Below are 23454 nucleotides of genomic sequence, written 5' to 3' on the forward strand. Positions count from 1 at the left end.
ACACCTGTGATTAGGTGAGCCGCGTCACTTAGGGGAGTGGCGTTTGTGGAGGTCCTGGGGAGGGCACCGACCATGCGATCTGTTCGCATGCGGATTCTCGTGACGCTTCTCGTACTGGCGATCGTGGGAATCGGCGGCTGGCAGCTGTTGCCGTCGCAGGAGAACAAGAACAAGACGATCACCGTCGGCACGACCGACGCCGTCACCTCGCTCGACCCGGCCGGCGCCTACGACGCCGGTTCCTGGGCGCTGTACAACAACGTCTTCCAGTCGCTGCTCACCTTCGAGCCGGACGGCGTCAAGCCGGTCCCGGACGCGGCCGAGAGCTGTGCCTTCACGGACTCCGGCCTGCAGACGTACCGCTGTGTGCTGCGCGACGGGATCACCTTCCCGAGCGGCCGGACGATGACCGCCGAGGACGTGAAGTACTCCTTCGACCGGGTCAAGAAGATCAACGACCCCGTCGGCCCGGCCTCGCTGCTCTCGACGCTCCGCTCGGTCACCGCCTCCGGCAGGACCGTCACCTTCCACCTGTCGGCCGCGGACGCGACGTTCCCGTTCAAGGTGGCCACCGGCGCCGGTTCGATCGTCGACAAGGACAAGTACCCGGCGGACAGCCTCCGCACCGGTACCTCGGTCGACGGCACCGGCCCGTACACCCTGACGTCGTACACGAAGGGCAAGCAGGCGACCCTGGAGCCCAACGGCCGCTACAAGGGCGACCTCAGCGGTACCGGCCGTCCCGTCCGGCTGGACTACTTCACCGACTCGGCCAAGCTCAGCAGCGCGTACAAGGCCAAGCGGATCGACGTCGCCACCCGCACGCTGCCGCCGGGCATGGTGTCCAAGCTGTCGCCGAGCGACCCCGACCAGCGCGTCACGGAGTCCGACAGCTCCGAGACCCGCAACCTGTACCTCAACACCCGTAAGAACTCGCCCCTGCACGACGTCCTCGTCCGCCGGGCGCTGGCCTGGCTGGTCAACCGCGAGGACCTGGCCGCCACCGTGTACGACGGGACCGTGGTGCCGTTGTACTCGCTGATCCCGACCGGCCTCACCGGCCACACCACGTCCTTCTTCGACGCGTACCCGACGCAGAGCGTCGCCAAGGCGAAGGCGCTGCTGGAGGAGGCCGGTGTCAGCACTCCGGTCGAGTTCTCCTTCGGCTACGGCATCGGCCACGGCTCGGGAGCCGAGGAGGCCGCGGCGCTGAAGAAGCAGCTGGAAGCGGGCGGCCTGTTCAAGGTCGACGTCAAGGGCTACGAGTGGACCGACTTCCAGGAGTCCTGGGCCAAGGGCAAGATGGACGCCTGGGCGGTCGGCTGGGTCGCCGACTATCCCGACCCGGACACCTTCGGCGCCTCCCTGGTCGGCAGCAACTCCGTGATGAGCACCGGCTACAGCAACAATGCCGTCGACCGGCTCATCCAGCACAGCCAGCAGTACGCCGACCGCAGCCGCGTCGACCAGGACTTCCGCGACATCCAGACGGACGTGGCCGACGACGTCCCGCTGATCCCGCTCTGGCAGCGCACGGACTACGTCGTCAGCAGCGAGGACGTGGGCGGCAGCCAGTACCTGAACGACAGCACGGGTGTGTTCCGGCTGTGGAGCCTGGACTGGATCTGACGGGCGGACATCCGCTGCTGGAACGGGAGTTCGAGGTGGCGGGCCGGGGCTTGCATTTGGGCGCTGACTACAGCGCCCCCTCAGGGGCGCGGGGCTGTATTCGATTTGCGACTACCGCCGCGTGGGCGCGACCAGCCCCCACCGGCCCGCAGCCAAGGCTCAGACCGATCGCAACGTAACCGTCACAGCCAGCCCCTCCCCAGGCGCCGTCCGCACACACACCTCCCCACCATGCGCCTCCACCACCCCCTGCACGATCGCCATCCCCAGCCCGCTACCCTCCGCACTCCCCACCCGGAAGAACCGGTCGAAGATCCGCCCGGCGTCTTCTTCCCCCAACCCCGGCCCCTCGTCCGCGACACACACCCGCACCACCCCGTCCTCCCTCTCCACCCCCAACCGCACAGCCGCCTCGACAGGCGTATGCGTACGGACGTTGGCCAACAGATTGCCCAACACCTGCCGCAGCCCCGACTCATCGGCCCGCACCAGCACCGCCCCGTCGGCCGAAACGACAACCCGCCGTCCCGGCTGCTGCGCCCGCAGATCCTCCGCCGCGTCCCGTACCAGCCGGCTCACGTCGACGTTCTGGAACCGGATCTCCGGCCGCTGGTCGAGCCGCGCCAGCAGCAACAGCTCGTCGACCAGCCGCCCCATCCGGTCCACCTCCCCGTGCATCCGGTCCCAGGCCCGCCGCCGCTCCCCGGGCTCGCGCAGCATCCCCTTCTCGTACAGCTGGAGATAGCCGCGGATCGCGGCGAGCGGTGTCCGCAGCTCGTGCGACGCGTCCGCGACGAACCGGCGCAGCTGCGCCGCGCTGCGCTCCCGGGTCCGGTACGCCGTCTCCACCTGGTGCAGCATGGAGTTGAGGGCGAGCCGCAACTGCTCGACCTCCTCCGTCGGATGCTGGCTCGACGGCACCCGCCGGGTCAGGTCGCCCTCGGCTATCGCCGACGACGTCTCCACCATGTCCTCCAGCGGCAGCAGCCGGCGCCGCACGCTGTACATGGTCAGACAGCACAGCAGCGCGAGCAGCAGCGCGCCGACGGCGAAGTCCAGCTTGAGCGCCTTCGCTATGCCCTTGTGCAGCAGCTCCGTGGACGCGGCCATCAGTACGTACGTGCCGTCGGCGAGCCGGGTCGCCGTCACCCGGTAGGCCGCGTCGTGCACGGTGACGTCGTGCGGGTCGGGGTCGGCGACGAGGGCGCGCGGGTCGTGCACGGTGGCCGCGAGCTCGCGCTGGGCCCGGGTCGGGGTCATCTCGAAGACGGCCAGGGCGTCGCCCTTGGTGTCCACGACGGCGAAGATCGAGTCCGGGGTCGGATCGGACTTCGAGGGGGCGATCCGGTCGCGGACCACGCCGAGCGCGGTCAGCGAGTCCACCTGCCGCAGGGTGAGCCCCGAACTCCCCAGCGAGGTCCGCGTCTTGAGCAGCTCGGAGTCCACCTGGTCGAGCAGGTACAGCCGCATGCCCATGATGCTGACCGTGGCCGCCACCACGATGCCGACGGCGAGGAGCCCGACGTTGGCCAGGGTGAGCTTGCCGCGCAGCGAGTGCACCCCGTGCCGGTGCCGGCGCTTGCCGAGGCTCATGCCAGGCCGTATCCGACGCCCCGCCGGGTGGTGATCACCGGCGGTCCGGGCGCTCCCGGCGTTCCCAGGGTGTCCAGCTTGCGCCGCAGATAGCTGATGTAGGTCTCCACGACGGTCGACTCGGACGGCACGTGCTCGTACTGCCAGACGTGCTTGAGGAGTTGCTCCTTGGGGACGATCCGGCCGCCGTTGCGCACCAGGAAGCGCAGCAGGGCGTACTCGGTCGGGGTCAGCTCGACCGTGCGGCCCGCGCGGTGCACCGAGTACGTCGTCTCGTCCAGTTCGAGGTCGCCGTAGCGCAGCGGCGGGCGCTGCTGGATGACGTCGGCCGGGCGGGTGCGGCGCAGCACCGCGCCGATACGGGCGACGACCTCGTCGATGTTGAAGGGCTTGGTGATGTAGTCGTCGCCGTAGCCGAGGGCGCCGACTATCTCGGCCGGGGCGTCCCGCGCGGTCAGGAAGACGAGGGCCAGGTCCGGCTGCCGGACGCGCAGTTCACGGGCGAGCGCCCGCCCGTCGCCGTCCGGCAGCATGACGTCCAGCAGGGCCGCGTCCGGGCGGGTGCGCTCGGTCAGCGCGAGGGCGTCACGGACCGTACCGGCCGTCATCACCTCGAACCGGTGGTAGCGCAGGGCGATGGCGAGGACGTCCGCGATGCTCGGCTCGTCCTCCACGACCAGCACGGTGCTGCCTGGAGCCGTCATGCCCCCCAGTATCCGCGCCGCCGCCGACAGCGGGGGGCCCGCAGCTTTGGAGTTCCTTGAGAGTCATGCGCGCCGCGTGTCCCCGCGCACGTTCCGCCGCCAATCCTGTTGCCCAGGACCTGGGGGACCAACCGACCGAACGACATTGATTCCAAGGAGCTGTTGAACGTGACGGCATTGGCACGGTGGTGCTACCGGCACCGGCTGGTGGTCCTGTTGCTGTGGGTGGGGGCACTCCTCGGCGTGGGCTTCTCGGCCTCGTCCGCGGGCACGAACTACGCGAACGTCTTCTCCCTTCCCGACACGGACTCCAAGACCGCGTACGACCTGATGGAGAAGGCCTTCCCGAACACGTCCGGTGACACGGACACCGTGGTCTGGAAGGTCACCGGGGGCTCGGTGAGGGACCAGGCGGTCCGGAGCCGTATCGAGCCGGCCCTGGACACGATCGCGAAGCTGCCGGGCGTCGGCTCGGTCACCAGCCCCTACGCCGGAACCCGGGGCGCCGGGCAGATCAGCACGGACGGCAGGATCGCGTACGCCCAGCTCACCTTCACCAAGCGGGCGAACGAGATCCCCAAGGACCAGGTCCAGAAGGTACTCGACACCGCGCAGCACGCCGAACGCGGCGGCCTCCAGGTCGAGTTGGGCGGCCAGGCCATCCAGCGCGTCCAGGAGCCGCCGCAGGGCCTCTCCGAGATGGTCGGCATCATCGCGGCCGCGGTCGTCCTCTTCCTGGCCTTCGGCTCCTTCTTCGCGATGACGCTCCCCATCGCGATCGCCGTCTTCGGCGTCGGCATGGGCCTGTTCTCCACCCAGCTCCTCAGCCACGCCACCGACATCCCGGACATCGCCCCGCTGCTGGCCTCCCTGATCGGGCTCGGCGTCGGCATCGACTACGCGCTGTTCATCGTCACCCGGCACCGGCGCGGCATCCTGCGGGGCATGGACCCGGAGGAGTCGGCGGTCACCGCCCTCAACACCTCGGGGCGGGCGGTGCTGTTCGCGGGCGGCACGGTCTGCATCGCGCTCGCCGGCATGCTGGTCACGCGGCTGGCCTTCCTGCAAGGCGTGGTCATCGGCACCTCCCTGACGGTGGTGCTCAGCGTCCTGGCGGCCACTACCCTCCTCCCCGCCCTGCTCGGCTTCCTCGGCCCGCGCGTCCTCAGCCGCCGCCAGCGCCGCAGGCTGGCCGCCGAGGGTCCGGAACCGGAGCGGGCGAGCGGCCTGGCGGCCCGCTGGTCGGCGAACGTGCAGCAGCGCCCGCGCAGGATCGCCGCACTGGCCCTGGTCGTCATGGCGGTCCTGGCCATACCGGTCCTCTCCCTCCGCCTCGGCGCCACCGACCAGGGCAACGACGACGCGTCCACGACCACCAGGAAGGCCTACGACCTGCTCGCCGAGGGCTTCGGCCCCGGCTTCAACGGCCCGCTCCAGGTGGTCAGCGTCGGCGGCGACACGGCCACGCTGGTCAAGGACCTGAAGGCGACCAAGGGTGTCGCCCAGGTGGCCGAACTGCCCCCGGCGCAGGGCGTCACGGTCGTCCAGGTGGTCCCGACGACGTCCCCGCAGTCGAAGGAGACGGACGACCTCATCGACACCCTCCGCGACCGGGTGATCCCGAAGGCGGGCGCCGAGGCCCACGTGGGCGGCGTGACGGCGGTCTCCAAGGACTTCGCGACCGTCACCGGCGACCGGCTGCCCCTCTTCATCGCGACGATCATCGGCCTGGGCTTCCTGCTGCTCCTGATCGCCTTCCGCTCCCTGGTCGTCCCGCTGACGGCGGCCCTGATGAACCTGATCGCGGCGGCCGCCTCCTTCGGCGTCCTCGTCGCGGTCTTCCAGTGGGGCTGGGGCCTGGACCTGCTGGGCCTCGGCAAGGAGGGCCCGATCAACGCGTTCCTCCCCGTCATCATGCTGTCCCTCCTCTTCGGCCTCTCCATGGACTACCAGGTGTTCCTGGTGAGCCGGATGCACGAGGAGTGGGTGCACACGAAGGACAACGCGCGGGCGGTCCGGGTCGGCCTGGCGGAGACCAGCCGCGTCATCAACTCGGCGGCCCTGATCATGGTCTGCGTCTTCCTGGCCTTCGTCCTGAGCGGTGACTCGGGCGCGGCGACGGCGGGCGTGGGCCTGGCGGCGGCGGTCGCGCTCGACGCGTTCATCCTCCGTACGGCCCTGGTCCCGGCGGCGATGCACCTGCTGGGCGGCTCCAACTGGTGGCTGCCGGACTGGCTGGAGAAGCGGCTCCCGCACCTGGCGGTGGAGCCGGCGGAGGAGACGGCCCCGGAGCCGGTCGAGCCGACCGGCCCGGCCACGGCGATCCACGGCTTCGTCCGCACCCCGGACGGCGACCCGGTGGAGGACGCCTCGGTGACCCTGATGTCCAAGGGCGGCCGCCAACTGGACCACGTGACATCCCTGGCGGACGGCTCCTACATCGTCTCGGTCCCGTCCCCGGGTTCGTATCTGCTCGCGGTGACGTCCTCGTCGTACGGCTCGAAGGCCCGCCACGTGACGGTGACGGAGGGGCCGGTGGTGTACGACGTGGAGCTGGCGGAGGGGGAGGTGGACGCGGTCAACTAGTCCGCGGCTGACCGGCCTTGAGGATCTCGTCGACGTCGAGGCTGACCTTGGCGCCGATGGAGTCGGGCAGGTTGACGATCTCACCGGGGGCGTGGACACGATGGGTTTCGTACCTGTCCTTGGTGAGGTCGGTGAGGACGTGGAGGCGCTTGTGCTTTCGGTCGATGATTACGTAGACAGGGATCATCGCCTGAGCGTAGGTGGCCACCTTGGTTCGCAGATCTTGTTGGTAGTTGCTGGAGGTGACCTCCAGGACCAGGCGGAAGCACGCAGGGTCGTAGCAGCCGTTCTCAGTGCGGTGCTCACCATAGTCGGCGTCGACCAGCGAGAGATCTGGGATTGCGTAGTCCTCTGGTCCCTCCGGGAGCGACAGCCCGATGCCCTGAATCAGCCTGGACTCCTTGCCGTGCAGGCCTGCTGCGAGAAATGGAAGCATCAGGTCAGTGAGGACCTCCCCGTGGGGGCCGTCCGGCGGTGGGGTCACGAGGAGCTGGCCTCCGATGATCTCGACGCGGTAACCCGGCATGCGGTCCCTGAACAGGTCAGCAGCTTCGGTGAGCGTCATGGGGCGGCTTTTGCTCGCCGGACGCTCGGGATACTCGACGGATGCTGCGGACATCACGTGCCTCCCATGGGCTGGTGTCGAGAGCATCATCGTAGGCACGCGGCACCCTCGGTGTCCCGTTCGACCCCGTTCACCCGAAAGTGATCACTCGCCCCGGCGCCCCTTGCCCCCCGGATCCGGCAGCACCCGGGTCATCCCCGGCAGGAAGTCCGTGAACAGTTCGTGCACCTCCAGGACGAGCGGTCGTAGCATCCGGAAGCGGGCCAGCGAGACTCCCCGAGCCGTGAGCCGGGCTCCGCGCTCGGCCAGCCGGTAGCTGCGCTCGCGGCCCTCCGTCCGGTCGAAGATCCAGTACAGGACCAGGCCCATCTGGGAGAGCCACATCAACTCGGGGAGGACGTCCCGCAGTTCGGGTGCCACCTTCGTCTTCGCGCCGGCCAGCACCTCCCGGTGCACGCTGATCGCCTCCTCGCGCGCGTGCTCGCTCTCCGGGGAGAAGGGGCTGAGCGGGCTGTCGGGGTCGGCGGCGCTCTTGAAGAAGTGGACGGCGAACTCGTGGTACGGCTGGGCGATGTCCAGCCACACCTTGTGCACGCCCGCGAGCCGTGCCTCCAGGTCGGTCTCCCGGTCCAGGACCTCGCGGACCGCCACCCGGTGCTCGGCGGCGAGCTGGTCGTAGAAGCCCTGGATCAGGTGTTCCTTGCCGGCGAAGTAGTAGTACGCGTTGCCGACGGAGACCCCGGCCTCCGTGGCGATGGCCCGCATCGTGGTCTTCTCGTAGCCGCGTTCCCGGAACAGCCGCATCGCCGTCTCCAGGATCAGCGCGCGGGTCTGCTCGGACTTGCTCTGGGCACCGGCCTCGACGGGACCGTCGTTCTTCGCGGACACGGACAGATCCTAATGAGTGGCGCAGACGCCGCCGTCACAGGCCGGAGGGTCGTAGGTCCACCCGAGACCGGGGTCGTACGACCATCCGTCCCCGCGCCGGTAGACCTTCCCGCCCCACTGCGCGCCCCGCCACCGGGCGGCGGCGAGGACGGCCCCCCGGGCCAGCCGGGCCCCGGTCGGCGTGCTCAGCCGGTGCGCGAGCGGCCGCTGCTCCCGCAGCGCCCAGAGGACCACGATCCAGGCGGCCGTGTCCCGGTACACCTGCCCTCCGTCGCCGACGACGGTGACCTCGTCGAAGGTGGCCGCGTGGTCCAGCCCGGGGAACCGGGCCCGGGCCTCGTCCGACCCGGCGGGGACGAGGGTGAGCGGCACCAGCTGCGGCTGCCGGACGAGCCAGTCGCGCAGGTGGCTGCAGAGGGAGCACTCGGCGTCGTAGAGGACGGTGAGCCCGTGGACCGGGACGCGCACGGCGCCCCGGTCGTCGGTGGCGGTCACGGTGCTCACGCCCCGGCCGCCGGTGCGGTCCAGCCCTGCGGCGGAACCGGCGGGATCTGCTCCCGGTCCATCGCCCCGCGCCGCCGGATCCGGTTGAGCACGTACACGTTGCCGAGGTGCATCACGCCGAGCACGAGCAGCACGACCCCGATCTTGGACGACAGGGCCTCGAAGATGCCGCGGGTGTCGTCGATGGTGTCGCTGGTGTGCAGGTACAGGGCGACGAAGCCGAGGTTGACGAGGTAGAAGCCGACCACCAGAAGGTGGTTGACGGCGTCGGCGAGCTTCTCGTTCCCGCGCAGGACGTCGGAGAGGAAGATCCGCCCGTTGTGGCTGAGCGTGCGGGCCACCCAGACGGTCAGCCCGATGCTGACGAGCAGGTAGATGACGTAGGCGATGACGGTACGGTCCATGCCCCACCCCTTCTTGAACGCGTTCAAAACGCTGACAGGGATGACTGTAGACCTGGTTTTGAACGCGTTCAACTCGGTGGTGGAGTGACCCCGTTCACGTCCGCCGGGCGAGCTCCGGCCGCTTGACGTAGTCCGTGAACCCGAGGACGTTCCCCCAGGGGTCGGCGATCTCGACGGTCCAGCCGGTGGCGACGGAGAACGGCTCGTCGAGCACGGCGATCCCCGCGTCCTTCAGCCTCCGCGCCGCCGCCCGCGCATCCGGCACCTCCAGCCACACCCGCGGCGACCCCCACACCGCCGGCCGGTACCCCAGCCCCTCCTCGACCCGCAGCAGAATCCCGGGCGTCTCGCCTCCGACCCTCAGCAGGGCGATCCCGCCCTCGTCGAACCGGAAACCGACGGTGAACCCGGCACGCTCGTAGAAGGCGACGGCATCCGCGAGATCCCCGACGGGGACCACCACGTTGTCGAACCCGAGCAGTTCGTACGACTCGTCATCTGACATGCAGTCAGATTAGGTCGGGACCGGAACCCCCGACGTGAGCCACGCGCAGAGGGCCCCGCTCCTGGGCAGGAGCGGGGCCCTCGGTGGTGCGGTGTGCGGCGGGGATCAGAAGCGACGCGTGATCAGCGCTCGCTTCACCTCCTGGATCGCCTTGGTGACCTCGATGCCGCGCGGGCAGGCGTCCGTGCAGTTGAAGGTCGTGCGGCAGCGCCAGACGCCGTCGCGGTCGTTCAGGATCTCCAGGCGCTGCTCGCCCGCCTCGTCACGCGAGTCGAAGATGAAGCGGTGCGCGTTGACGATGGCGGCCGGGCCGAAGTACTGGCCGTCGTTCCAGAACACCGGGCAGGAGGACGTGCAGGCGGCGCAGAGGATGCACTTCGTGGTGTCGTCGAAGCGCTCGCGGTCCTCGGCCGACTGGAGACGCTCGCGCGTCGGCTCGTTCGTCTCCTTGGTGATCAGGAACGGCATGACGTCCCGGTACGCCTGGAAGAACGGCTCCATGTCGACGACCAGGTCCTTCAGGACCGTCAGGCCCTTGATGGGCTCGACCGTGATCGGCTTCTCGGGGTTGATGTCCTTGATCAGCGTCTTGCAGGCGAGGCGGTTCTTGCCGTTGATCCGCATCGCGTCCGAGCCGCAGATGCCGTGCGCACAGGAGCGGCGGAAGGTCAGCGTGCCGTCGACGTCCCACTTGATCTTGTGGAGGCCGTCGAGGACGCGCTCCTTCGGGTCGATCTCCAGCTGGAAGTCTTCCCAGGTCGCCTCGGCCGAGACCTCCGGGTTGAAGCGGCGGACCCGGAAGGTGACCGTGATGTAGGGGGACGCGGCGGACTCCGCCTCCACCTTGTCCAGAACGGGGGTTGCCATCAGTACTTACGCTCCATCGGCTGGTAGCGGGTCTGGACGACCGGCTTGTAATCGAGACGGATGGACTCGGCGCCGTCGTCGCCCACCTCGCGGTACGCCATGGTGTGGCGCATGAAGTTGACGTCGTCGCGGTTGGGGTAGTCCTCGCGGTAGTGACCGCCGCGGGACTCCTTGCGGGCCAGGGCGGAGACGGCCATCACCTCGGCCAGGTCGAGCAGGTTGCCCAGCTCGATGGCCTCCAGGAGGTCCGTGTTGAAACGCCGGCCCTTGTCCTGGATCGAGACGTTCTTGTAGCGCTCGCGCAGCTCCGCGATCTTCTCGACCGCCGTCTTGATCGTCTGCTCGGTGCGGAACACCATGACGTTGGCGTCCATGGTGTCCTGCAGCTCCCTGCGGAGCGTGGCCACCCGCTCGTTGCCCGTCGAGGTGCGCAGCTGCTCGATCTGGGAGACGACGAACTCGGCCGGGTTCTCCGGGAGTTCGACGAACTCGGCCTTGTGCGCGTACTCGGCGGCCGCGATGCCCGCCCGGCGGCCGAACACGTTGATGTCGAGCAGCGAGTTGGTGCCCAGGCGGTTGGCGCCGTGGACGGACACGCAGGCGACCTCGCCGGCCGCGTACAGACCCGGGACGACCGTCGTGTTGTCGCTCAGGACCTCACCCTCGACGTTCGTCGGGATGCCGCCCATGGCGTAGTGCGCGGTGGGCTGGATCGGGATCGGGTCCGTGTACGGCTCGATGCCGAGGTAGGTGCGCGCGAACTCGGTGATGTCCGGGAGCTTCGCGTCCAGCTGCTCCGGCGGGAGGTGGGTGAGGTCGAGGTAGACGTGGTCGCCCTCGGGACCGCAGCCGCGGCCCTCACGGATCTCCGTGTAGATGGAGCGGGACACGACGTCACGGGACGCGAGGTCCTTCATGACCGGCGCGTACTTCTCCATGAAGCGCTCGCCGTCCTTGTTGCGGAGGATGCCGCCCTCACCGCGGGCGCCCTCCGTCAGCAGGATGCCCATGCGCCAGATGCCGGTCGGGTGGAACTGGAAGAACTCCATGTCCTCCAGCGGCAGACCACGGCGGTAGCAGGCGGCCTGGCCGTCACCGGTCAGGGTGTGCGCGTTGGACGTCACCCTGAAGAACTTGCCGGTGCCGCCGGAGGCGTAGATGACCGACTTCGCCTGGAAGAGGTGGATCTCGCCGGTGGCCAGCTCGTAGGCGACCACGCCGGCGGACTTCTTGACGCCGTCTTCCTCGGTCATCAGCTGGTCGAGGACGTAGAACTCGTTGAAGAACTCCACGCCCTCCTTGACGCAGTTCTGGTACAGCGTCTGGAGGATCATGTGGCCGGTGCGGTCGGCCGCGTAGCAGGACCGGCGGACCGGGGCCTCGCCGTGGTTGCGGCTGTGACCGCCGAACCGGCGCTGGTCGATGGTGCCGTTGGGCGTCCGGTTGAACGGCAGGCCCATCTTCTCCAGGTCGAGGACGGCGTCGATGGCCTCCTTCGCCAGGATCTCGGCGGCGTCCTGGTCGACCAGGTAGTCACCGCCCTTGATCGTGTCGAAGGTGTGCCACTCCCAGTTGTCCTCCTCCACGTTGGCGAGCGCGGCGGCCATACCGCCCTGCGCGGCGCCCGTGTGGGAGCGGGTGGGGTAGAGCTTGGTCAGGACCGCGGTGCGGCTGCGCTTCGTCGACTCGATGGCCGCGCGCATGCCCGCGCCGCCGGCGCCGACGATGACGGTGTCGTACTTGTGGATCTTCATGATTCTCGCAGCCCCGTACCTAGCGGATGTTCGGGTCGAAGGTGAAGATCACCAGCGAGCCCAGCAGGATGGTGAACACCGTGGCGGTGTAGAGCAGGCCCTTGAGCCACAGCCGGGTGTTCGCGCGCTCCGCGTAGTCGTTGATGATCGTGCGCAGGCCGTTGGCGCCGTGCAGCATCGCGAGCCAGAGCATCAGGAGGTCCCAGACCTGCCAGAACGGGCTCGCCCAGCGGCCGGCCACGAAGGCGAAGCCGATCTTCGACACACCGCCGTCGAGCACCAGCTGGATCAGCAGGTGGCCGAGGACGAGGACGACCAGCACGACACCGGACAGGCGCATGAACAGCCAGGCGGCCATCTCGAAGTTGCCGCGGGTGGAGCGCGGGGTCTTCTTGGTGCGCTTGCGCGGGGCCTCGATCAGCGGGGCCGGGTTGTCGACGTTGTAGAGGGCCTCGCCCTCGACGGGGCCGACGCCGGCTGCGGGGGTTTCAGTGGTCGACATCTGCGTCAGCTCCCGAACAGGACACGAGCGGCGTGGCCGAGAACGGGGTAGATGGCCCCGACCATGAGGACGACCCAGACACCGACGACCGTCCAGAGCATCTGCTTCTGGTAGCGCGGGCCCTTCGACCAGAAGTCGACGGCGATGACGCGCAGGCCGTTGAGGGCGTGGAAGAGGATGGCGGCCACGAGGCCGTACTCCAGCAGTGCGACGATCGGCGTCTTGTACGTGGCTACGACCTTGTCGTAGTCCTCGGGCGAGACGCGGACGAGAGCGGTGTCCAGCACGTGAACGAACAGGAAGAAGAAAATGAGGACGCCGGTGACTCGGTGAGCCACCCAGGACCACATTCCTTCCCGGCCGCGGTACAGCGTTCCAGCCGGCACGGAAGTCCCTCCGGGAGCGGGGATTGGGGCCGCGCCGGCTTGTGCTGTCGGTCGGGCCCGGCCGGGTACGGTCCACCGGCCCCCAGCATCGTAGCGATGCGCTCGTGCTGGGCTTACGCCGGGCCTACCGGTGTGATCAAATCGGCACGCGTATGGGTTAGCCGGGCGGCTTCTGGGGTGGGGTGTCCTGTTATTTGCCGGGTGCGGCGCCGTTCGGGCTGGTCGCGCCCCGCGGCGGAGCCGCTGATGGATACTGCCCCGCGCCCCTCAGTAGGGACCCGAGCCGCCCTCTTGCGAGGCGTCGGAGTTCCTCCGCCGCGATGACCCGTTCTTCCTCCGGATCGTTTGTCAAACGTGATCGGATGCCCTCCAGGACGCGGTCGAGTGACTCCGCGGGCGGTGTGTCGCCCAGGGAAATGACGAACACGTGCCCGAACTTGGCCTCGTAGGCCGCGTGGGCCGCCGTCAGGGCCGTGTGGGCCGCCGAGTACGTGTCCTCCGGCAGTTCAGGCAGGCACTCGCCCGCCAGCGCCTCCGACAGGTCCCCCGGGGACAGGTCGTACGTCGCCTCGTCCGCCGCTGCCAGGAGGGAGGCCGCGTCGGGGTAGGGGCGGTGGTCCGTGATGCGGCGGGACCAACGCAGGCTGTGCAGGCAGTGCAGGAGCAGCGCGCCGGCCTCGTCGGCGGGGGCGGCGTTGAACGCGTCCAGTGGAGTGGGGAGGTGGGGCAGGCGGTGGGCGGGCAGCGTGGGTCCTCGCGTCACATGCGGTGTGGCAGGGAAAGCTGTGAGAGATGTGTCATCGACGTTATCGAGGACGTTCACGGCGTGTCCGTTGGTTGCTTGTTTTTCACCCGAACGGGAGAGTTTCGGAACGGTTGGATGACGTCTGAGTGGGCGATGCGTCGTAGCGTGGCGCTGTGAGCCAGCACAGGCGTAGGCCCTCGGGACGACAGGTCGCACGGAAGCGGGCGGTGGTCGCCGCCGCCTTCGTGGGAACCGTGGCGCTCGGTACGGGTATCGGCGTATGGGCCTCCTCGGGTCACAGCGACGGCGAGCCGCTGGCCGGCACCGCGCAGCGGCCGTCCGGGAGCGGGCAGGCCGCCTCGTCCGCGGCCAGGGCCGGGACACCGACCCCCAGCCCCACACCCACCCGCGTCTATCCGCTCTCCCAGGCTCCGCGGACCATCCCCGCCGTCCGCTCCCACACCGCGGCCCGCGGGCCGGGCTGGCGCCCCCGGCAGGGCGGGCGGGTCGTGGTGAGCAACGCGGCGCTGGCCGACGAGGGGCGGCTGATAGCGGGAGAGCTGGGGTTGTCGTACGCCGGGCAGAAGGGCGCGAACGAGGACGTCAAGACCGGGGACCTCCGGCTCGACATCGGCGGCACGGGCGACCCGGAGTCGTACACCATGACCGTGCGCGGCGGGTCGGTGCGGATCAGCGGGCCCGGTGACGCGGGCGTCTTCTACGGCACCCGGACGCTGAAGCAGGAGGTGCACGGCGGCGGCACGGCCCCGGAGGGGGTCGTCAAGGACCGGCCGGCCAAGCCGCAGCGCGGGTTCATGCTGGACATCGCGCGCAAGCCGTTCACCGCGGCCTGGATCGAGGACCGGATAAAAGAGCTGGGCGATCTGAAGTTCAACCAGTTCGGGCTGCACTTCTCCGACGACCAGGGGTTCCGGATCGAGTCCAGCACCCACCCCGAGATCGTCTCCCCGGACCATCTCAGCAAGGCGCAGGTCAAGGAGATCGTCGCCCTCGCGGCCAGCCGGCACATCCAGGTCGTGCCCGAGATCGACTCGCCCGGGCATCTGGGCGCGGTCATCGCCGCCCACCCGGATCTGCAGCTCCGCAACGCGCAGGGCGTGGCCACCAGGGGCGCCATCGACATCTCCAAGCCCGGGTCGGCGAAGATCGTCGATGATCTGCTGGGCGAGTACGCGGGTGTCTTCCCCGGCTCCTACTGGCACCTCGGCGGCGACGAGTACCAGGCCCTGACCGTCGCGAACCCGCAGGCCTCCTACCCGCAACTCGCCGCCGCCGCACGGCAGAAGTACGGCGCGTCCGGCACGGTCGCCGACCTCACCACCGGCTGGCTCAACGCCCGCGCCGACACCGTCCGCGCCCACCACCGGACCATGCGGGTCTGGAACGACGGCTTCTTCCGGGGCACCTCCGTGCAGCCCGCCCAGGACCTCCAGGTCGCCTACTGGACCGGCAAGGAGATCGGCGCCCGGCAGCCGGCGGAGTACCTGAGCGCGGGCCGGAAGGTCCTCAACTACAACGACGAGTTCCTCTACTACGTCCTCGGGCAGCCCAACACCTTCGTCTATCCGACCGGGCAGCGGATCTACCAGCAGTGGACCCCGCGGGTGCTGCGCGGCACCGCCGCCGTGTCCTCGGCGTACGACGACCGGATCCTCGGCGGCTCCTTCGCCGTCTGGTGCGACCTCGCGGGCTCCCAGACCCAGGACCAGGTCGCGGCCGGCATCCGGATGCCGCTGCGGGCCACGATCCAGAAGCTCTGGGACCCGCGCACCCCGTCGATGTCCTGGACGCAGTTCAAGGGCCTCGCGAACAAACTGGGCTGATCCGCCACGGACCAGGGGTGGACGTACGGCGTGGGCGCGCCGTATGTTCCGCTTCCGCGCGCGGGCCAGGGGAGGGCGCCGTGCCCAACCGCACCCCGGGGGAACCGTCTTGATCTGCGCCCGCTGCCACCACTTCGCCGCCGCGCCCGGCTCCGCCCTGTGTCACCGCTGCCTCGGCGACTCGCCCGAACCCGCCCCGGTCTTCGGCAGCACGCCGGGTCTGTGGCTGCGCTCGCCGGTGGGCCTCGGCTGGGCCACCGTCGTCCTGCTCGGGGTGGTCGTGGCCGCCGACCTGTTCTCCGTCTGGGCGGACTTCCTCCAGTACGACGCCACGGGGGCGCTGGCGGACGGCGACACCGGCGCCGCCGCGTTCCGCCGGGCCGACCGCGCCGAGCGGATGCTGGGCGTCGCCGGCGGTGCCCAGGTGGGTTCGCTGATCGCCTGCGGGATCGTGTACCTGAGCTGGTTCCAGCGGGTACGGGCCAACGCCCAGGTGCTGGACCCGCTCCGGCAGAGCAAGTCGCCGGGCTGGGCGATCGGCGGCTGGTTCGTGCCGGTCGTGAACCTCTGGTACCCGCGCCGGATCACCCTCGACATCTGGGACGCCAGCAGCCCCTGGGGTACGACCCGTTCGCACACGCTGGTCAACGCCTGGTGGACGCTGTGGCTGGCCGCGCTGGTCGCCGACCCCCTCGCGACGACCGGCGACGACGTGGAGGGCGCCGCCCAGCTCCGCGACGGCGCCCTGCGGCTGATCCTCTCGGACTCCCTCGACATCGCCGCCGCCGTCCTCGCGATCCTCGTCGTGGTGCGGCTGACCCGGATGCAGCACGAGAAGGCGATGGCGGGCACCGTCCCGGCCGCGCTCTGATTCGTCGCCGCCCCAGCCGTTGGCCGAAAACCCTTACCCCGGGCTCCTCGATACGCTGGGCGTCGTACCGCTGTGACACTGGCGGTTCATTGCACGCAGTAAGGGGAAGTGCGGGCTCCGTAAAGGTCGGCGCCTTGGTACGTACCGTTGTGGAGGCGTGGGATGAGCCTGGTGGAGCTGATCGCTCAGGCCGATGAACGCGGACTGGCCGCCAGCGGGTTGGCCTGTTTGGATCGGTGCGTGCCGTTGCTCGGCGGGGACGACCTGGTGCTGCGGCCGCTGTGGGCGAGCCTCGCCGACGGCTCCGACTGGAGCGAGGGACTGGAGAAGGCGCGCGGCGCCCTCGGCGCGTCCGAAGAGGCTTCCGGCAAGACCGACGAGGCCGAGGTGCTCGCCCGCCGGATGCTGGACGCCGCGCCCGCCCCGCAGGCTGCCGCCGACATCCGGCTGTGGGCCGACGCCTGTTCCGTCGCCTCGCTCCGGATCCACCGGCTCCTCGACCCCGTCGGGGACGCGGCGGCCCCGGCCGACACCGGCCGCGAGGGCGGCACCGACGGCATGTCCCCGCTGGTCGCCGCCGAGCTGCGCCGCCAGGTCACCGTGCTCGAACTGCTCGCGGGACACGGCGCCGCGGGCCTGCGCCGGGCACTGGACGTCTCCACGGAGGGGCGCCGGGTGCTGCGCGCGGTGGTGTCACGCCGGGCCCGAGGCCGCGCGTGAACCACCTGTGAGCGTGTCGCGAGGGAGTTGCGCCGGTTGCGGGAAACACCCGGATCCAGGGTGACGAAACCGCGGCTGACCTCGCTCTTCCCTATGTGACAGCCCACTACGTGACAGCACAGCAGCAGAGCAGGCCGCATGCCGCCGGGAAACCGGCCCGGTGGGCGGCGGACGCGGTGGCCATGATGCGCGAGGGCGCGCGGGTCCGCCTCGACTATTCCGCGCAGAGCCTGTGGCGCGTCGACCGGGTGGTCGAGGAGATACGCCGGGAGGGCGCGCCGTACGACGCCGTACGGGAGATGCTGCGCGGTCTCGGGGCCTACGCCGGCGAGGTGATCGTCCGCCAGGCCGGTGCCGAGTGGTGGGCGTCCGGCGGCGACCACTGGATCCGCACCCCCGACGGCCGGCTCTGGGACCCGATCGAGGAGGCCCGGCGGTGCTACGGCGGCCATGGCTCGCTGCGGCTGCTGTGCCGGGATGCCATGGGGTAGCCGGGGGTGGCTCGGGAGTTGGCAAAAACCCCGTAATAAGAAACGCGAGCGTTCCCAAGTGGCCGGTGCGGGAGCACGATTGGCGCATGGCCGACAACCGACGCTGGTGGGCCCTGGTCGTCATCGCGCTGGCCCAGCTGATGGTCGTGCTCGACATGACCATCGTCAATATCGCACTCCCCTCCGCCCAGGCCGATCTGAACATGTCGGACGGCAACCGGCAGTGGGTCATCACCGCCTACACGCTCGCCTTCGGCGGACTGCTGCTGCTCGGCGGCCGGATCGCCGACCTCGCCGGACGCAAGATGGCGTTCATGACCGGCCTGGTCGGCTTCGCGGCCGCCTCCGCGCTCGGCGGCGCCGCCGTGAACCAGGGGATGCTGTTCGGGGCGCGGGCGCTGCAGGGCGTCTTCGCCGCGCTGCTCGCCCCGGCCGCGCTGTCGCTGCTGGCGACGACGTTCACCGACCCCAAGGACCGCGGCAAGGCCTTCGGCATCTTCGGCGCGATCATCGGCGCCGGTGCCGCGGTCGGGCTGCTCGCGGGCGGCTTCCTCACCCAGTACCTGGACTGGCGCTGGTGCCTGTACGTCAACGTGCCGATCGCGCTGGTCGCCTTCGCCGGCGCCTGGGTCCTGCTGTCCGGCGGCGGCCGCCACCCCGACGCCCGCCTCGACGTCCCCGGCGCGCTGCTCGGCTCGGCCGGGATGCTCGCCCTGGTCTACGGCTTCTCCGAGGCGGAGTCCCGGAGCTGGCACGACTCCCTGGTGCTGACCCTGCTCTTCGGCGGGGTCGCGCTGCTCGGTCTCTTCGGACTCTGGCAGACCCGCGCCCGGGTCCCGCTGCTCCCGATGACCGTCGTACGCGACCGGCAGCGCATCGGCGCCTTCCTCACCGTGCTGCTCACCACCATCGGCATGTTCGGCGTCTTCCTCTTCCTGACGTACTACATGCAACGCGTCCTCGGGTACTCGCCCGTGAAGACCGGCGTCGCCTATCTCCCCATCACCGTCGGCATGGTCACCGGCTCCACGCAGATCGCCGCCCGGCTGCTGCACCGGGTCCCGCCCCGTCTGCTCATGGTCCCGGGCCTGCTGCTGGCCGCCGGGGCGCTGGCGCTGATAGCCCAGGTCGGGGTCGAACCGGCCTACGCCTCGCACATCCTGCCCGGCATGCTGATGCTCGGCCTCGGCATGGGCACGGCGATGATGACCTCCGTCTCCCTGGCCACCGGCGGGGTCGCCCCGCGCGACTCGGGCGCGGCCTCGGCCACCTTCAACACCGCCCAGCAGGTGGGCGGTTCGATCGGTACGGCGCTGCTCAACACCATCGCCGCGAGCGTCACCACCCGGTACGCCACCGCGCACGCCGCGAGCATCCCGAACCGGGCGCTGCTTGAGGCGAAGGCCGCGGTACACGGCTTCAACGTGGCCACCTGGTGGGCGATGACGGCGCTGCTGCTGGCCGCGCTCGTGGCCGCAGTGGTCGTGAACGCGGACCGGGCGCCCGCCCCGCAAGCCGCGCAGGAACGGACGCCCGAACCGGTGGACTCGGCCACCTGAGCTGCTGATCTGCCTGAGACCTACTTGATGTACACCAGGCCGTCCGTCGTGACCGTCGGGCGGCCGCTGGTGCCGACGACGACGATCTTCACGGTGTGCTTGGCACTGGACGACCAGGTCTTCGTCCAGACCGCCTGGCGGTAGGAGGTCGTCGAGGACTTCAGGTCGACGGTCGCGACCTTGGTGCCGTCGACGTAGACGTACGCCTGACCCGAGGTGGACGCCCTGCTGACCACCCAGGCGGCGGACCGGCCGGTGAAGGTCCAGCTCAGGCTCGCGCCCTTGGTGCCGCTGGAGTACGACTTGCCGCCCAGGTAGCTGGTGGACGAACGGGTCGTCCAGGTACCGGACTTGGCGGCCGAGGTCTCCTGGAGGATCACCGGGGTGAAGGACGGGGACGAGGTGCGGGTGTTGCCCGCGTAGTCGTACGCCTTCATCGACCAGACGGACGCGGTGCCGGAGTTGGCGGTGCGGCTGGAGCCGGTCGTGGTCGGCCCGAAGGTGGCCGTCGTCGGGGACAGCAGGCTCACCGACTTCAGGGCCGCGTTGTCGGTGGCCTTCCAGCCGAGGGTGACCGGGACGGCGGTGGTGCTGACGGTGCCGGTGCGCAGGGAGAGCGTCGGCGCGGTGGTGAAGGCGGGCGCGGTGGTGTCGGTGACGACGGTCAGCGCGGCGGTCGTCGTGGTCTTGCCCGACTGGTGCACGGCCCGTACGGCGACGGTGTGGCTGCCCGCGCCGAGCGTGGCGCCCACCGAGGTCGCCGTACCGGCGGCGGTGGCGGCGACCTTGCCGTCCACCAGCACCTGGAACTTCGAGATCAGCGAACCGGGCGTGGTGGTCGACCACTTCGCCGTGATCGCGCCCTTGGTGTAGTACGTCGAGCCGGACAGGCTCGCGCCGGAGAGCGAGGTGAGTTTGAGGCCCTGCACCGGTCCGGACGCCCAGGCGCGGATGGTCGGCAGCTGGGGGTAGAGCGAGTTGCCGGGGCACTGGGTGTTGAAGCCGTCGCGGTGCCCGGAGATCCGGTTGAAGGTGTACGAGGTGCCGGCGGTGAAGCTGGTGCCGAAGAAGTTCTTCTGGGTCGCGCCCGCCTTGAGCTGCACGGTCGTGGCCGGGTCGGCGCCGTACTGGCCGAGTTTCCAGGCCGCGATGCGGGCGACCGATGCCAGGGCCGCGTCCGTGGCGCCGATGGAGGTGTAGTCACCGAGCACCGCGATACCGGCCGCCTCCCGGTTCCAGCCGTAGGTGTGCGCGCCGAGCACGGGCAGGTCGACCCCGCCCTTGCGGCCCTCGAAGATCGTGCCGCACTTGTCGACCAGGAAGTTGTAGCCGATGTCGTTCCAGCCGCTGACCTGCGTGTGGTACGCGTAGATGCCCCGCACGAGCGCGGCGGAGTCGGAGCACGCGTAGTCGTTCGTCCCGTCCGTGTGGTGGACGAAGACGGCCTTCACGTCCGCGTTGTAGTCCGACGGGTCCGGGCTCAGCGACTCGTCGGCGCCCCAGCCGGAGCGCGAGACGATCGGCGGCTCGGGCACGGTGGACGGCGGCGCGGTGGGCGTGGAGGCCGACGGGCTCGCGGAGGCGCTGTCCGTCGGTGCGGCGGACGCGGAGTCGCTCGGGGAGGCCGGGTCGGTGGCCGGCGCCGAGTCGGTGGGCGTCACGGACTCGGTGGCCGTCGCCGATTCGCTGGGCGAGGCGGAGTCGGCCGGGGACGCCGAGTCGTCGGGCGAGGCGGAATCCGTCGGCGACGCGCTGTCGCCCGGGGTGGCGTCCGCCATGTACGCGGCGGGCTCCGCCTTCGTCTCCGCGGCGGTCACCACCCCGGGGTCGACCAGGTTCACCTGGAGTCCCCTGGGCAGACCGGCGCTGGTGGAGCCGTCCCGGTGGACGACCTGGACCTGGACGCCGTCGGAGGGGCCGACCCACAGCGGCTCGGACGCGCCGCGCGCGTCGGGGCCGGCCTCCGGGTCCTCCAGCGGGTCGGCCGCCTCCAGATCGTGCCAGCCGGACCACTGGCCGGTCTCGACGCTCCGGGTGCGTACCTGGGCCGTGCCGTGCAGTCGCTTCGTCGCCCCCGTCCAGGAGACGCCGAGCATCGAGAACCGTTCGGTGTCCGTGCGCGGCAGCTCCCGCCCGCCGTTCGTGGCGCCCTTCAGCGTCAGGTCGTAGACCTTCACCGGCCGCTTGGCCTGTCCGCCGGCCCCGTGGCCGGAGGACGGGCTGGCGACGGCGTACGTCACCACGCCCCCGCCGCCCAGGACCACCGCGCCGAGCGTGAGCCACGCCCGTCGCCTCATGCTCAACGGTCTGTACGCACGCTTCCCGCGTGGACTCACTCGTCCCACCCCATAGAAGAAAGACCATGACTGTCACACCTGACACACCTGTCGCACAGGTGACTCTTAGAGACAGCGTCCGGACCTGACCAAACGTCACTCGTCACCGGCCGCCGCCGCGATCGGGCCCGCTGTGACACTTCGGTGAGGGCGGACGCTGGTGATCGTGGGGGCCGCGCACACGACCGGACGTGTCGCACGGCGCCGGTTCGGGTTCGGCAGGGCCCGATTCGCACTCGGTACGAACGAGGAACGTGTTGGGCCAAGGAGGGGAAACCCGCCGCGTGCAGGCGTACGACGGCGAGCTGGGAGCAGCCGTGGCGCGAGCCCAGGAAGGCGACGAGGCCGCTTTCGCGGTCGCCTACCGGCTTGTGCAGCCCGGTCTGCTCGGCTATCTCCGCGGGATCGTCGGTGACGACGCCGAGGACGTGGCCGCCGACGCCTGGCTGGAGATAGCCCGGGACCTGGGCCGGTTCAAGGGCGACGGGGCCGGGTTCCGGGGCTGGACGGCGACCATCGCCCGGCACCGGGCCCTGGACCATCTGCGCCGGCTCAAGGTACGCCCCCGGGCGTCGGCCCACGAGCAGGACCTGCTGGACCTGCCCGGCACGCACAGCACGTACGACCAGGCGCTGGAGGCGCTCTCCACGGAGCGGGCCCTGGAACTGGTCCGCTCGCTGCCCCGCGACCAGGCCGAGGCGGTGCTGCTGCGCGTGGTGGTGGGCCTCGACGGTCCCGCCGCCGCACGGGTCCTCGGCAAGCGGCCGGGCGCGGTGCGCACGGCCGCCCATCGCGGGCTGAAGGGCCTGGCCCGGCGGCTGGGCGTGGCGGGTGTGACGCAGGAGGACCCCCGGACGCTGGGGGAATCGAAATGAACGCCGACGGCGGCATGAACGCCGAGGGCGGCAGGGGCGGCCCCCACGAACGGCCGTCGGACAGGGATGGACAGGGACATGGGTGAACGGCGAAGCGACGACGCGGGCCGCGGCCGGCGGCACGTGCGCCCCGACGGCCATGTGCTCGGCCCCGGGGCCGAGCCCGAGCCCGCCGGGGCGGCGCTGGAGGTCCTGCTCGCCGCCGCCATCCGGGACGACGGCGTGGACACCGAGGGCGAGCGGCGGGCGGTGGCCGCGTTCCGCACCGCCCGGGACGCCGGCGCGCACCGGGCACGGACCCGGCGCCGGGACGACTGGCGGACGCGCGAACAGCGGCGCACCCGCCGCTCGGTGAAGGCCACCGTGACGATGGCCCTGGCGAGCGTCACCCTGGGCGGGGTCGCGGTCGCGGCGATCGGCTCGGTGCACTCCTCCGGCGGCCACGACAGCGGCCGGCGGTCCGGCCCCTCGGCCACCGCCCCCGGCACCTCCGCCGGCCGGCCCGCCTCGGACGCCCCCGGCACGCCCGGCCGTACCGGCCCGTCCGAGCGCCCGGTCACCGCGAAGGACACCGAGGCCCACTGCCGGGCCTACGAGAAGGTCAAGGACAACGGCAAGGCGCTGGACTCGACGGCCTGGCAGCGGCTGATCCGGGCCGCGGGCGGTGAGACGAACGTAACCGCGTACTGCGCCGAGCTGCTGGCGCAGACGACGACGTCCGCGAAGAAGCCCGGCAATTCCGGCAACACGAAGAAGCCCGACACCACGGGCAACTCCGGCAAGGGCAAGTCCGCGGGCGGCAAGGGCGACTGATCCCGCGCATCGGGAGCCGGGCGATCAACCGGCCCTGCGCGCCCCGACGTTGGCGCGTCGAGCGGCACCGAAGCAACGGCCGGGGCCGCCACCCCCCACAGGAGAGGCCCCGGCCGTCGCGCGGTACGGACCGCGCGGCGGTCCGTACTCTGTTCAGCGCCATGAGTGCGTTTTCTGTCACACCCCAGGGCGTCACGAGTTAGTTGCGCTTTGTACGGACGTGGACGGGGAACGGATTCAGTGCGTAACGTGCAGTTCGCGCCGGGCCGTAGAAGACGCATGACCACCGCAACCATCCACGGCCCCGAACACC

22 protein-coding genes are annotated in these 23454 nt (G+C 70.6%); 9 read left to right on the forward strand and 13 right to left on the reverse strand.

Translation table 11 applies throughout. From position 1 onward, the window contains the following. Positions 1-72: 72 nt before the first annotated feature. Positions 73-1629: an ABC transporter substrate-binding protein gene (locus AB0D85_RS01975; RefSeq protein WP_362312421.1), complete on the forward strand. Its 1557-nt coding sequence runs from the start codon at positions 73-75 to the stop codon at positions 1627-1629. Positions 1630-1788: 159 nt separating this feature from the next. On the opposite strand, the gene AB0D85_RS01980 is transcribed toward AB0D85_RS01975, so the two are convergent. Further along, positions 1789-3222 carry a HAMP domain-containing sensor histidine kinase gene (locus tag AB0D85_RS01980; RefSeq protein WP_362312422.1) on the reverse strand — a complete coding sequence of 478 codons (1434 nt, stop codon included), beginning with the start codon at positions 3220-3222 and terminating at the stop codon, positions 1789-1791. Next, positions 3219-3926 (reverse strand): response regulator transcription factor, encoded by a 708-nt coding sequence (locus AB0D85_RS01985; RefSeq protein ID WP_362312424.1) that lies wholly within the window; start codon positions 3924-3926, stop codon positions 3219-3221. Before AB0D85_RS01985 ends, AB0D85_RS01980 begins: the two co-directional genes overlap by 4 nt. A gap of 177 nt (positions 3927-4103) precedes the next feature. On the opposite strand from AB0D85_RS01985, the gene AB0D85_RS01990 reads away from it, so the two are divergent. Next, the gene (locus tag AB0D85_RS01990; RefSeq protein WP_362313437.1) at positions 4104-6512 is read left to right on the forward strand and encodes an MMPL family transporter; all 2409 of its coding nucleotides are present in this window, start codon (positions 4104-4106) and stop codon (positions 6510-6512) included. On the opposite strand, the gene AB0D85_RS01995 is transcribed toward AB0D85_RS01990, so the two are convergent. The 10 genes from AB0D85_RS01995 to AB0D85_RS02040 all read right to left on the reverse strand — a co-directional run bounded on the left by AB0D85_RS01995 (position 6505) and on the right by AB0D85_RS02040 (position 13650). Next, positions 6505-7131, reverse strand: coding sequence for a Uma2 family endonuclease (locus tag AB0D85_RS01995; RefSeq protein WP_362312426.1), 627 nt, complete (start codon positions 7129-7131; stop codon positions 6505-6507). The genes AB0D85_RS01990 and AB0D85_RS01995 overlap by 8 nt on opposite strands. A 90-nt stretch (positions 7132-7221) precedes the next feature. Then, positions 7222-7965 carry a TetR family transcriptional regulator gene (locus tag AB0D85_RS02000; RefSeq protein WP_362312428.1) on the reverse strand — a complete coding sequence of 248 codons (744 nt, stop codon included), beginning with the start codon at positions 7963-7965 and terminating at the stop codon, positions 7222-7224. Between the two features lie 9 nt (positions 7966-7974). Further along, positions 7975-8469, reverse strand: coding sequence for a DCC1-like thiol-disulfide oxidoreductase family protein (locus AB0D85_RS02005; protein WP_362312430.1), 495 nt, complete (start codon positions 8467-8469; stop codon positions 7975-7977). After that, positions 8466-8873 (reverse strand): hypothetical protein, encoded by a 408-nt coding sequence (locus AB0D85_RS02010; RefSeq protein WP_362312432.1) that lies wholly within the window; start codon positions 8871-8873, stop codon positions 8466-8468. Before AB0D85_RS02010 ends, AB0D85_RS02005 begins: the two co-directional genes overlap by 4 nt. A 94-nt stretch (positions 8874-8967) precedes the next feature. Beyond that, the gene (locus AB0D85_RS02015) at positions 8968-9378 is read right to left on the reverse strand and encodes a VOC family protein (RefSeq protein ID WP_362312434.1); all 411 of its coding nucleotides are present in this window, start codon (positions 9376-9378) and stop codon (positions 8968-8970) included. Between the two features lie 105 nt (positions 9379-9483). After that, a complete protein-coding gene (locus AB0D85_RS02020; protein ID WP_362312435.1) occupies positions 9484-10245 on the reverse strand; it encodes a succinate dehydrogenase iron-sulfur subunit in 762 nt (253 codons plus the stop codon). Then, positions 10245-11999 (reverse strand): succinate dehydrogenase flavoprotein subunit, encoded by a 1755-nt coding sequence (gene sdhA / locus AB0D85_RS02025; RefSeq protein ID WP_362312437.1) that lies wholly within the window; start codon positions 11997-11999, stop codon positions 10245-10247. The genes AB0D85_RS02020 and sdhA overlap by 1 nt, the downstream gene beginning before the upstream one ends. A 19-nt stretch (positions 12000-12018) precedes the next feature. Then, positions 12019-12501 carry a succinate dehydrogenase hydrophobic membrane anchor subunit gene (locus AB0D85_RS02030; RefSeq protein WP_362312439.1) on the reverse strand — a complete coding sequence of 161 codons (483 nt, stop codon included), beginning with the start codon at positions 12499-12501 and terminating at the stop codon, positions 12019-12021. 5 nt (positions 12502-12506) lie between these two features. Beyond that, positions 12507-12887, reverse strand: a complete 381-nt coding sequence (gene sdhC / locus AB0D85_RS02035; protein ID WP_362312441.1) for a succinate dehydrogenase, cytochrome b556 subunit — start codon at positions 12885-12887, stop codon at positions 12507-12509. Positions 12888-13077: 190 nt separating this feature from the next. Next, positions 13078-13650, reverse strand: a complete 573-nt coding sequence (locus tag AB0D85_RS02040; protein WP_362312443.1) for a 2-oxo-4-hydroxy-4-carboxy-5-ureidoimidazoline decarboxylase — start codon at positions 13648-13650, stop codon at positions 13078-13080. A 155-nt stretch (positions 13651-13805) separates the two neighbouring features. Here AB0D85_RS02040 and AB0D85_RS02045 point away from each other — a divergent pair, with 155 nt between their 5' ends. From AB0D85_RS02045 to AB0D85_RS02065, 5 genes are all read left to right on the forward strand, one after another. Continuing rightward, the gene (locus AB0D85_RS02045) at positions 13806-15476 is read left to right on the forward strand and encodes a glycoside hydrolase family 20 protein (RefSeq protein WP_362312445.1); all 1671 of its coding nucleotides are present in this window, start codon (positions 13806-13808) and stop codon (positions 15474-15476) included. A 109-nt stretch (positions 15477-15585) separates the two neighbouring features. Continuing rightward, complete coding sequence (locus tag AB0D85_RS02050; RefSeq protein ID WP_362312447.1) at positions 15586-16347, forward strand: DUF4328 domain-containing protein; 762 nt, start codon at positions 15586-15588, stop codon at positions 16345-16347. A gap of 162 nt (positions 16348-16509) precedes the next feature. Beyond that, a complete protein-coding gene (locus AB0D85_RS02055; protein WP_362312449.1) occupies positions 16510-17067 on the forward strand; it encodes a hypothetical protein in 558 nt (185 codons plus the stop codon). A 110-nt stretch (positions 17068-17177) separates the two neighbouring features. Further along, entirely contained in the window at positions 17178-17558 is a 381-nt protein-coding gene (locus AB0D85_RS02060) for a hypothetical protein (protein ID WP_362312451.1), read from the forward strand. An 86-nt stretch (positions 17559-17644) separates the two neighbouring features. After that, positions 17645-19117 (forward strand): DHA2 family efflux MFS transporter permease subunit, encoded by a 1473-nt coding sequence (locus AB0D85_RS02065; protein WP_362312452.1) that lies wholly within the window; start codon positions 17645-17647, stop codon positions 19115-19117. 20 nt (positions 19118-19137) lie between these two features. Here the strand turns inward: AB0D85_RS02065 and AB0D85_RS02070 are convergent, their stop codons facing one another. Beyond that, positions 19138-21414, reverse strand: coding sequence for an N-acetylmuramoyl-L-alanine amidase (locus AB0D85_RS02070; RefSeq protein ID WP_362312453.1), 2277 nt, complete (start codon positions 21412-21414; stop codon positions 19138-19140). 296 nt (positions 21415-21710) lie between these two features. Here AB0D85_RS02070 and AB0D85_RS02075 point away from each other — a divergent pair, with 296 nt between their 5' ends. Further along, on the forward strand, positions 21711-22328 hold the full coding sequence (locus AB0D85_RS02075; protein WP_362313440.1) for an RNA polymerase sigma factor: 618 nt from the start codon (positions 21711-21713) through the stop codon (positions 22326-22328). A gap of 78 nt (positions 22329-22406) precedes the next feature. Next, positions 22407-23141, forward strand: a complete 735-nt coding sequence (locus AB0D85_RS02080; RefSeq protein ID WP_362312454.1) for a hypothetical protein — start codon at positions 22407-22409, stop codon at positions 23139-23141. The last annotated feature ends 313 nt before the right edge of the window (positions 23142-23454 follow it).

Source organism: Streptomyces sp. NPDC048277, from assembly GCF_040652235.1.
In the GTDB taxonomy this organism is placed as follows: Bacteria; Actinomycetota; Actinomycetes; order Streptomycetales; family Streptomycetaceae; genus Streptomyces.

What these genes read in the sequence shown, in the direction of transcription:
- AB0D85_RS01975 (WP_362312421.1), top strand. Translation starts at nt 73, where the DNA reads ATGCGATCTGTTCGCATGCGGATTCTCGTGACGCTTCTCGTACTGGCG.
- AB0D85_RS01980 (WP_362312422.1), bottom strand. Translation starts at nt 3,222, where the DNA reads ATGAGCCTCGGCAAGCGCCGGCACCGGCACGGGGTGCACTCGCTGCGC.
- AB0D85_RS01985 (WP_362312424.1), bottom strand. Translation starts at nt 3,926, where the DNA reads ATGACGGCTCCAGGCAGCACCGTGCTGGTCGTGGAGGACGAGCCGAGC.
- AB0D85_RS01995 (WP_362312426.1), bottom strand. Translation starts at nt 7,131, where the DNA reads ATGTCCGCAGCATCCGTCGAGTATCCCGAGCGTCCGGCGAGCAAAAGC.
- AB0D85_RS02010 (WP_362312432.1), bottom strand. Translation starts at nt 8,873, where the DNA reads ATGGACCGTACCGTCATCGCCTACGTCATCTACCTGCTCGTCAGCATC.
- AB0D85_RS02015 (WP_362312434.1), bottom strand. Translation starts at nt 9,378, where the DNA reads ATGTCAGATGACGAGTCGTACGAACTGCTCGGGTTCGACAACGTGGTG.
- AB0D85_RS02020 (WP_362312435.1), bottom strand. Translation starts at nt 10,245, where the DNA reads ATGGCAACCCCCGTTCTGGACAAGGTGGAGGCGGAGTCCGCCGCGTCC.
- sdhA (WP_362312437.1), bottom strand. Translation starts at nt 11,999, where the DNA reads ATGAAGATCCACAAGTACGACACCGTCATCGTCGGCGCCGGCGGCGCG.
- AB0D85_RS02030 (WP_362312439.1), bottom strand. Translation starts at nt 12,501, where the DNA reads ATGTCGACCACTGAAACCCCCGCAGCCGGCGTCGGCCCCGTCGAGGGC.
- AB0D85_RS02055 (WP_362312449.1), top strand. Translation starts at nt 16,510, where the DNA reads ATGAGCCTGGTGGAGCTGATCGCTCAGGCCGATGAACGCGGACTGGCC.
- AB0D85_RS02065 (WP_362312452.1), top strand. Translation starts at nt 17,645, where the DNA reads ATGGCCGACAACCGACGCTGGTGGGCCCTGGTCGTCATCGCGCTGGCC.
- AB0D85_RS02070 (WP_362312453.1), bottom strand. Translation starts at nt 21,414, where the DNA reads ATGAGGCGACGGGCGTGGCTCACGCTCGGCGCGGTGGTCCTGGGCGGC.
- AB0D85_RS02080 (WP_362312454.1), top strand. Translation starts at nt 22,407, where the DNA reads ATGGGTGAACGGCGAAGCGACGACGCGGGCCGCGGCCGGCGGCACGTG.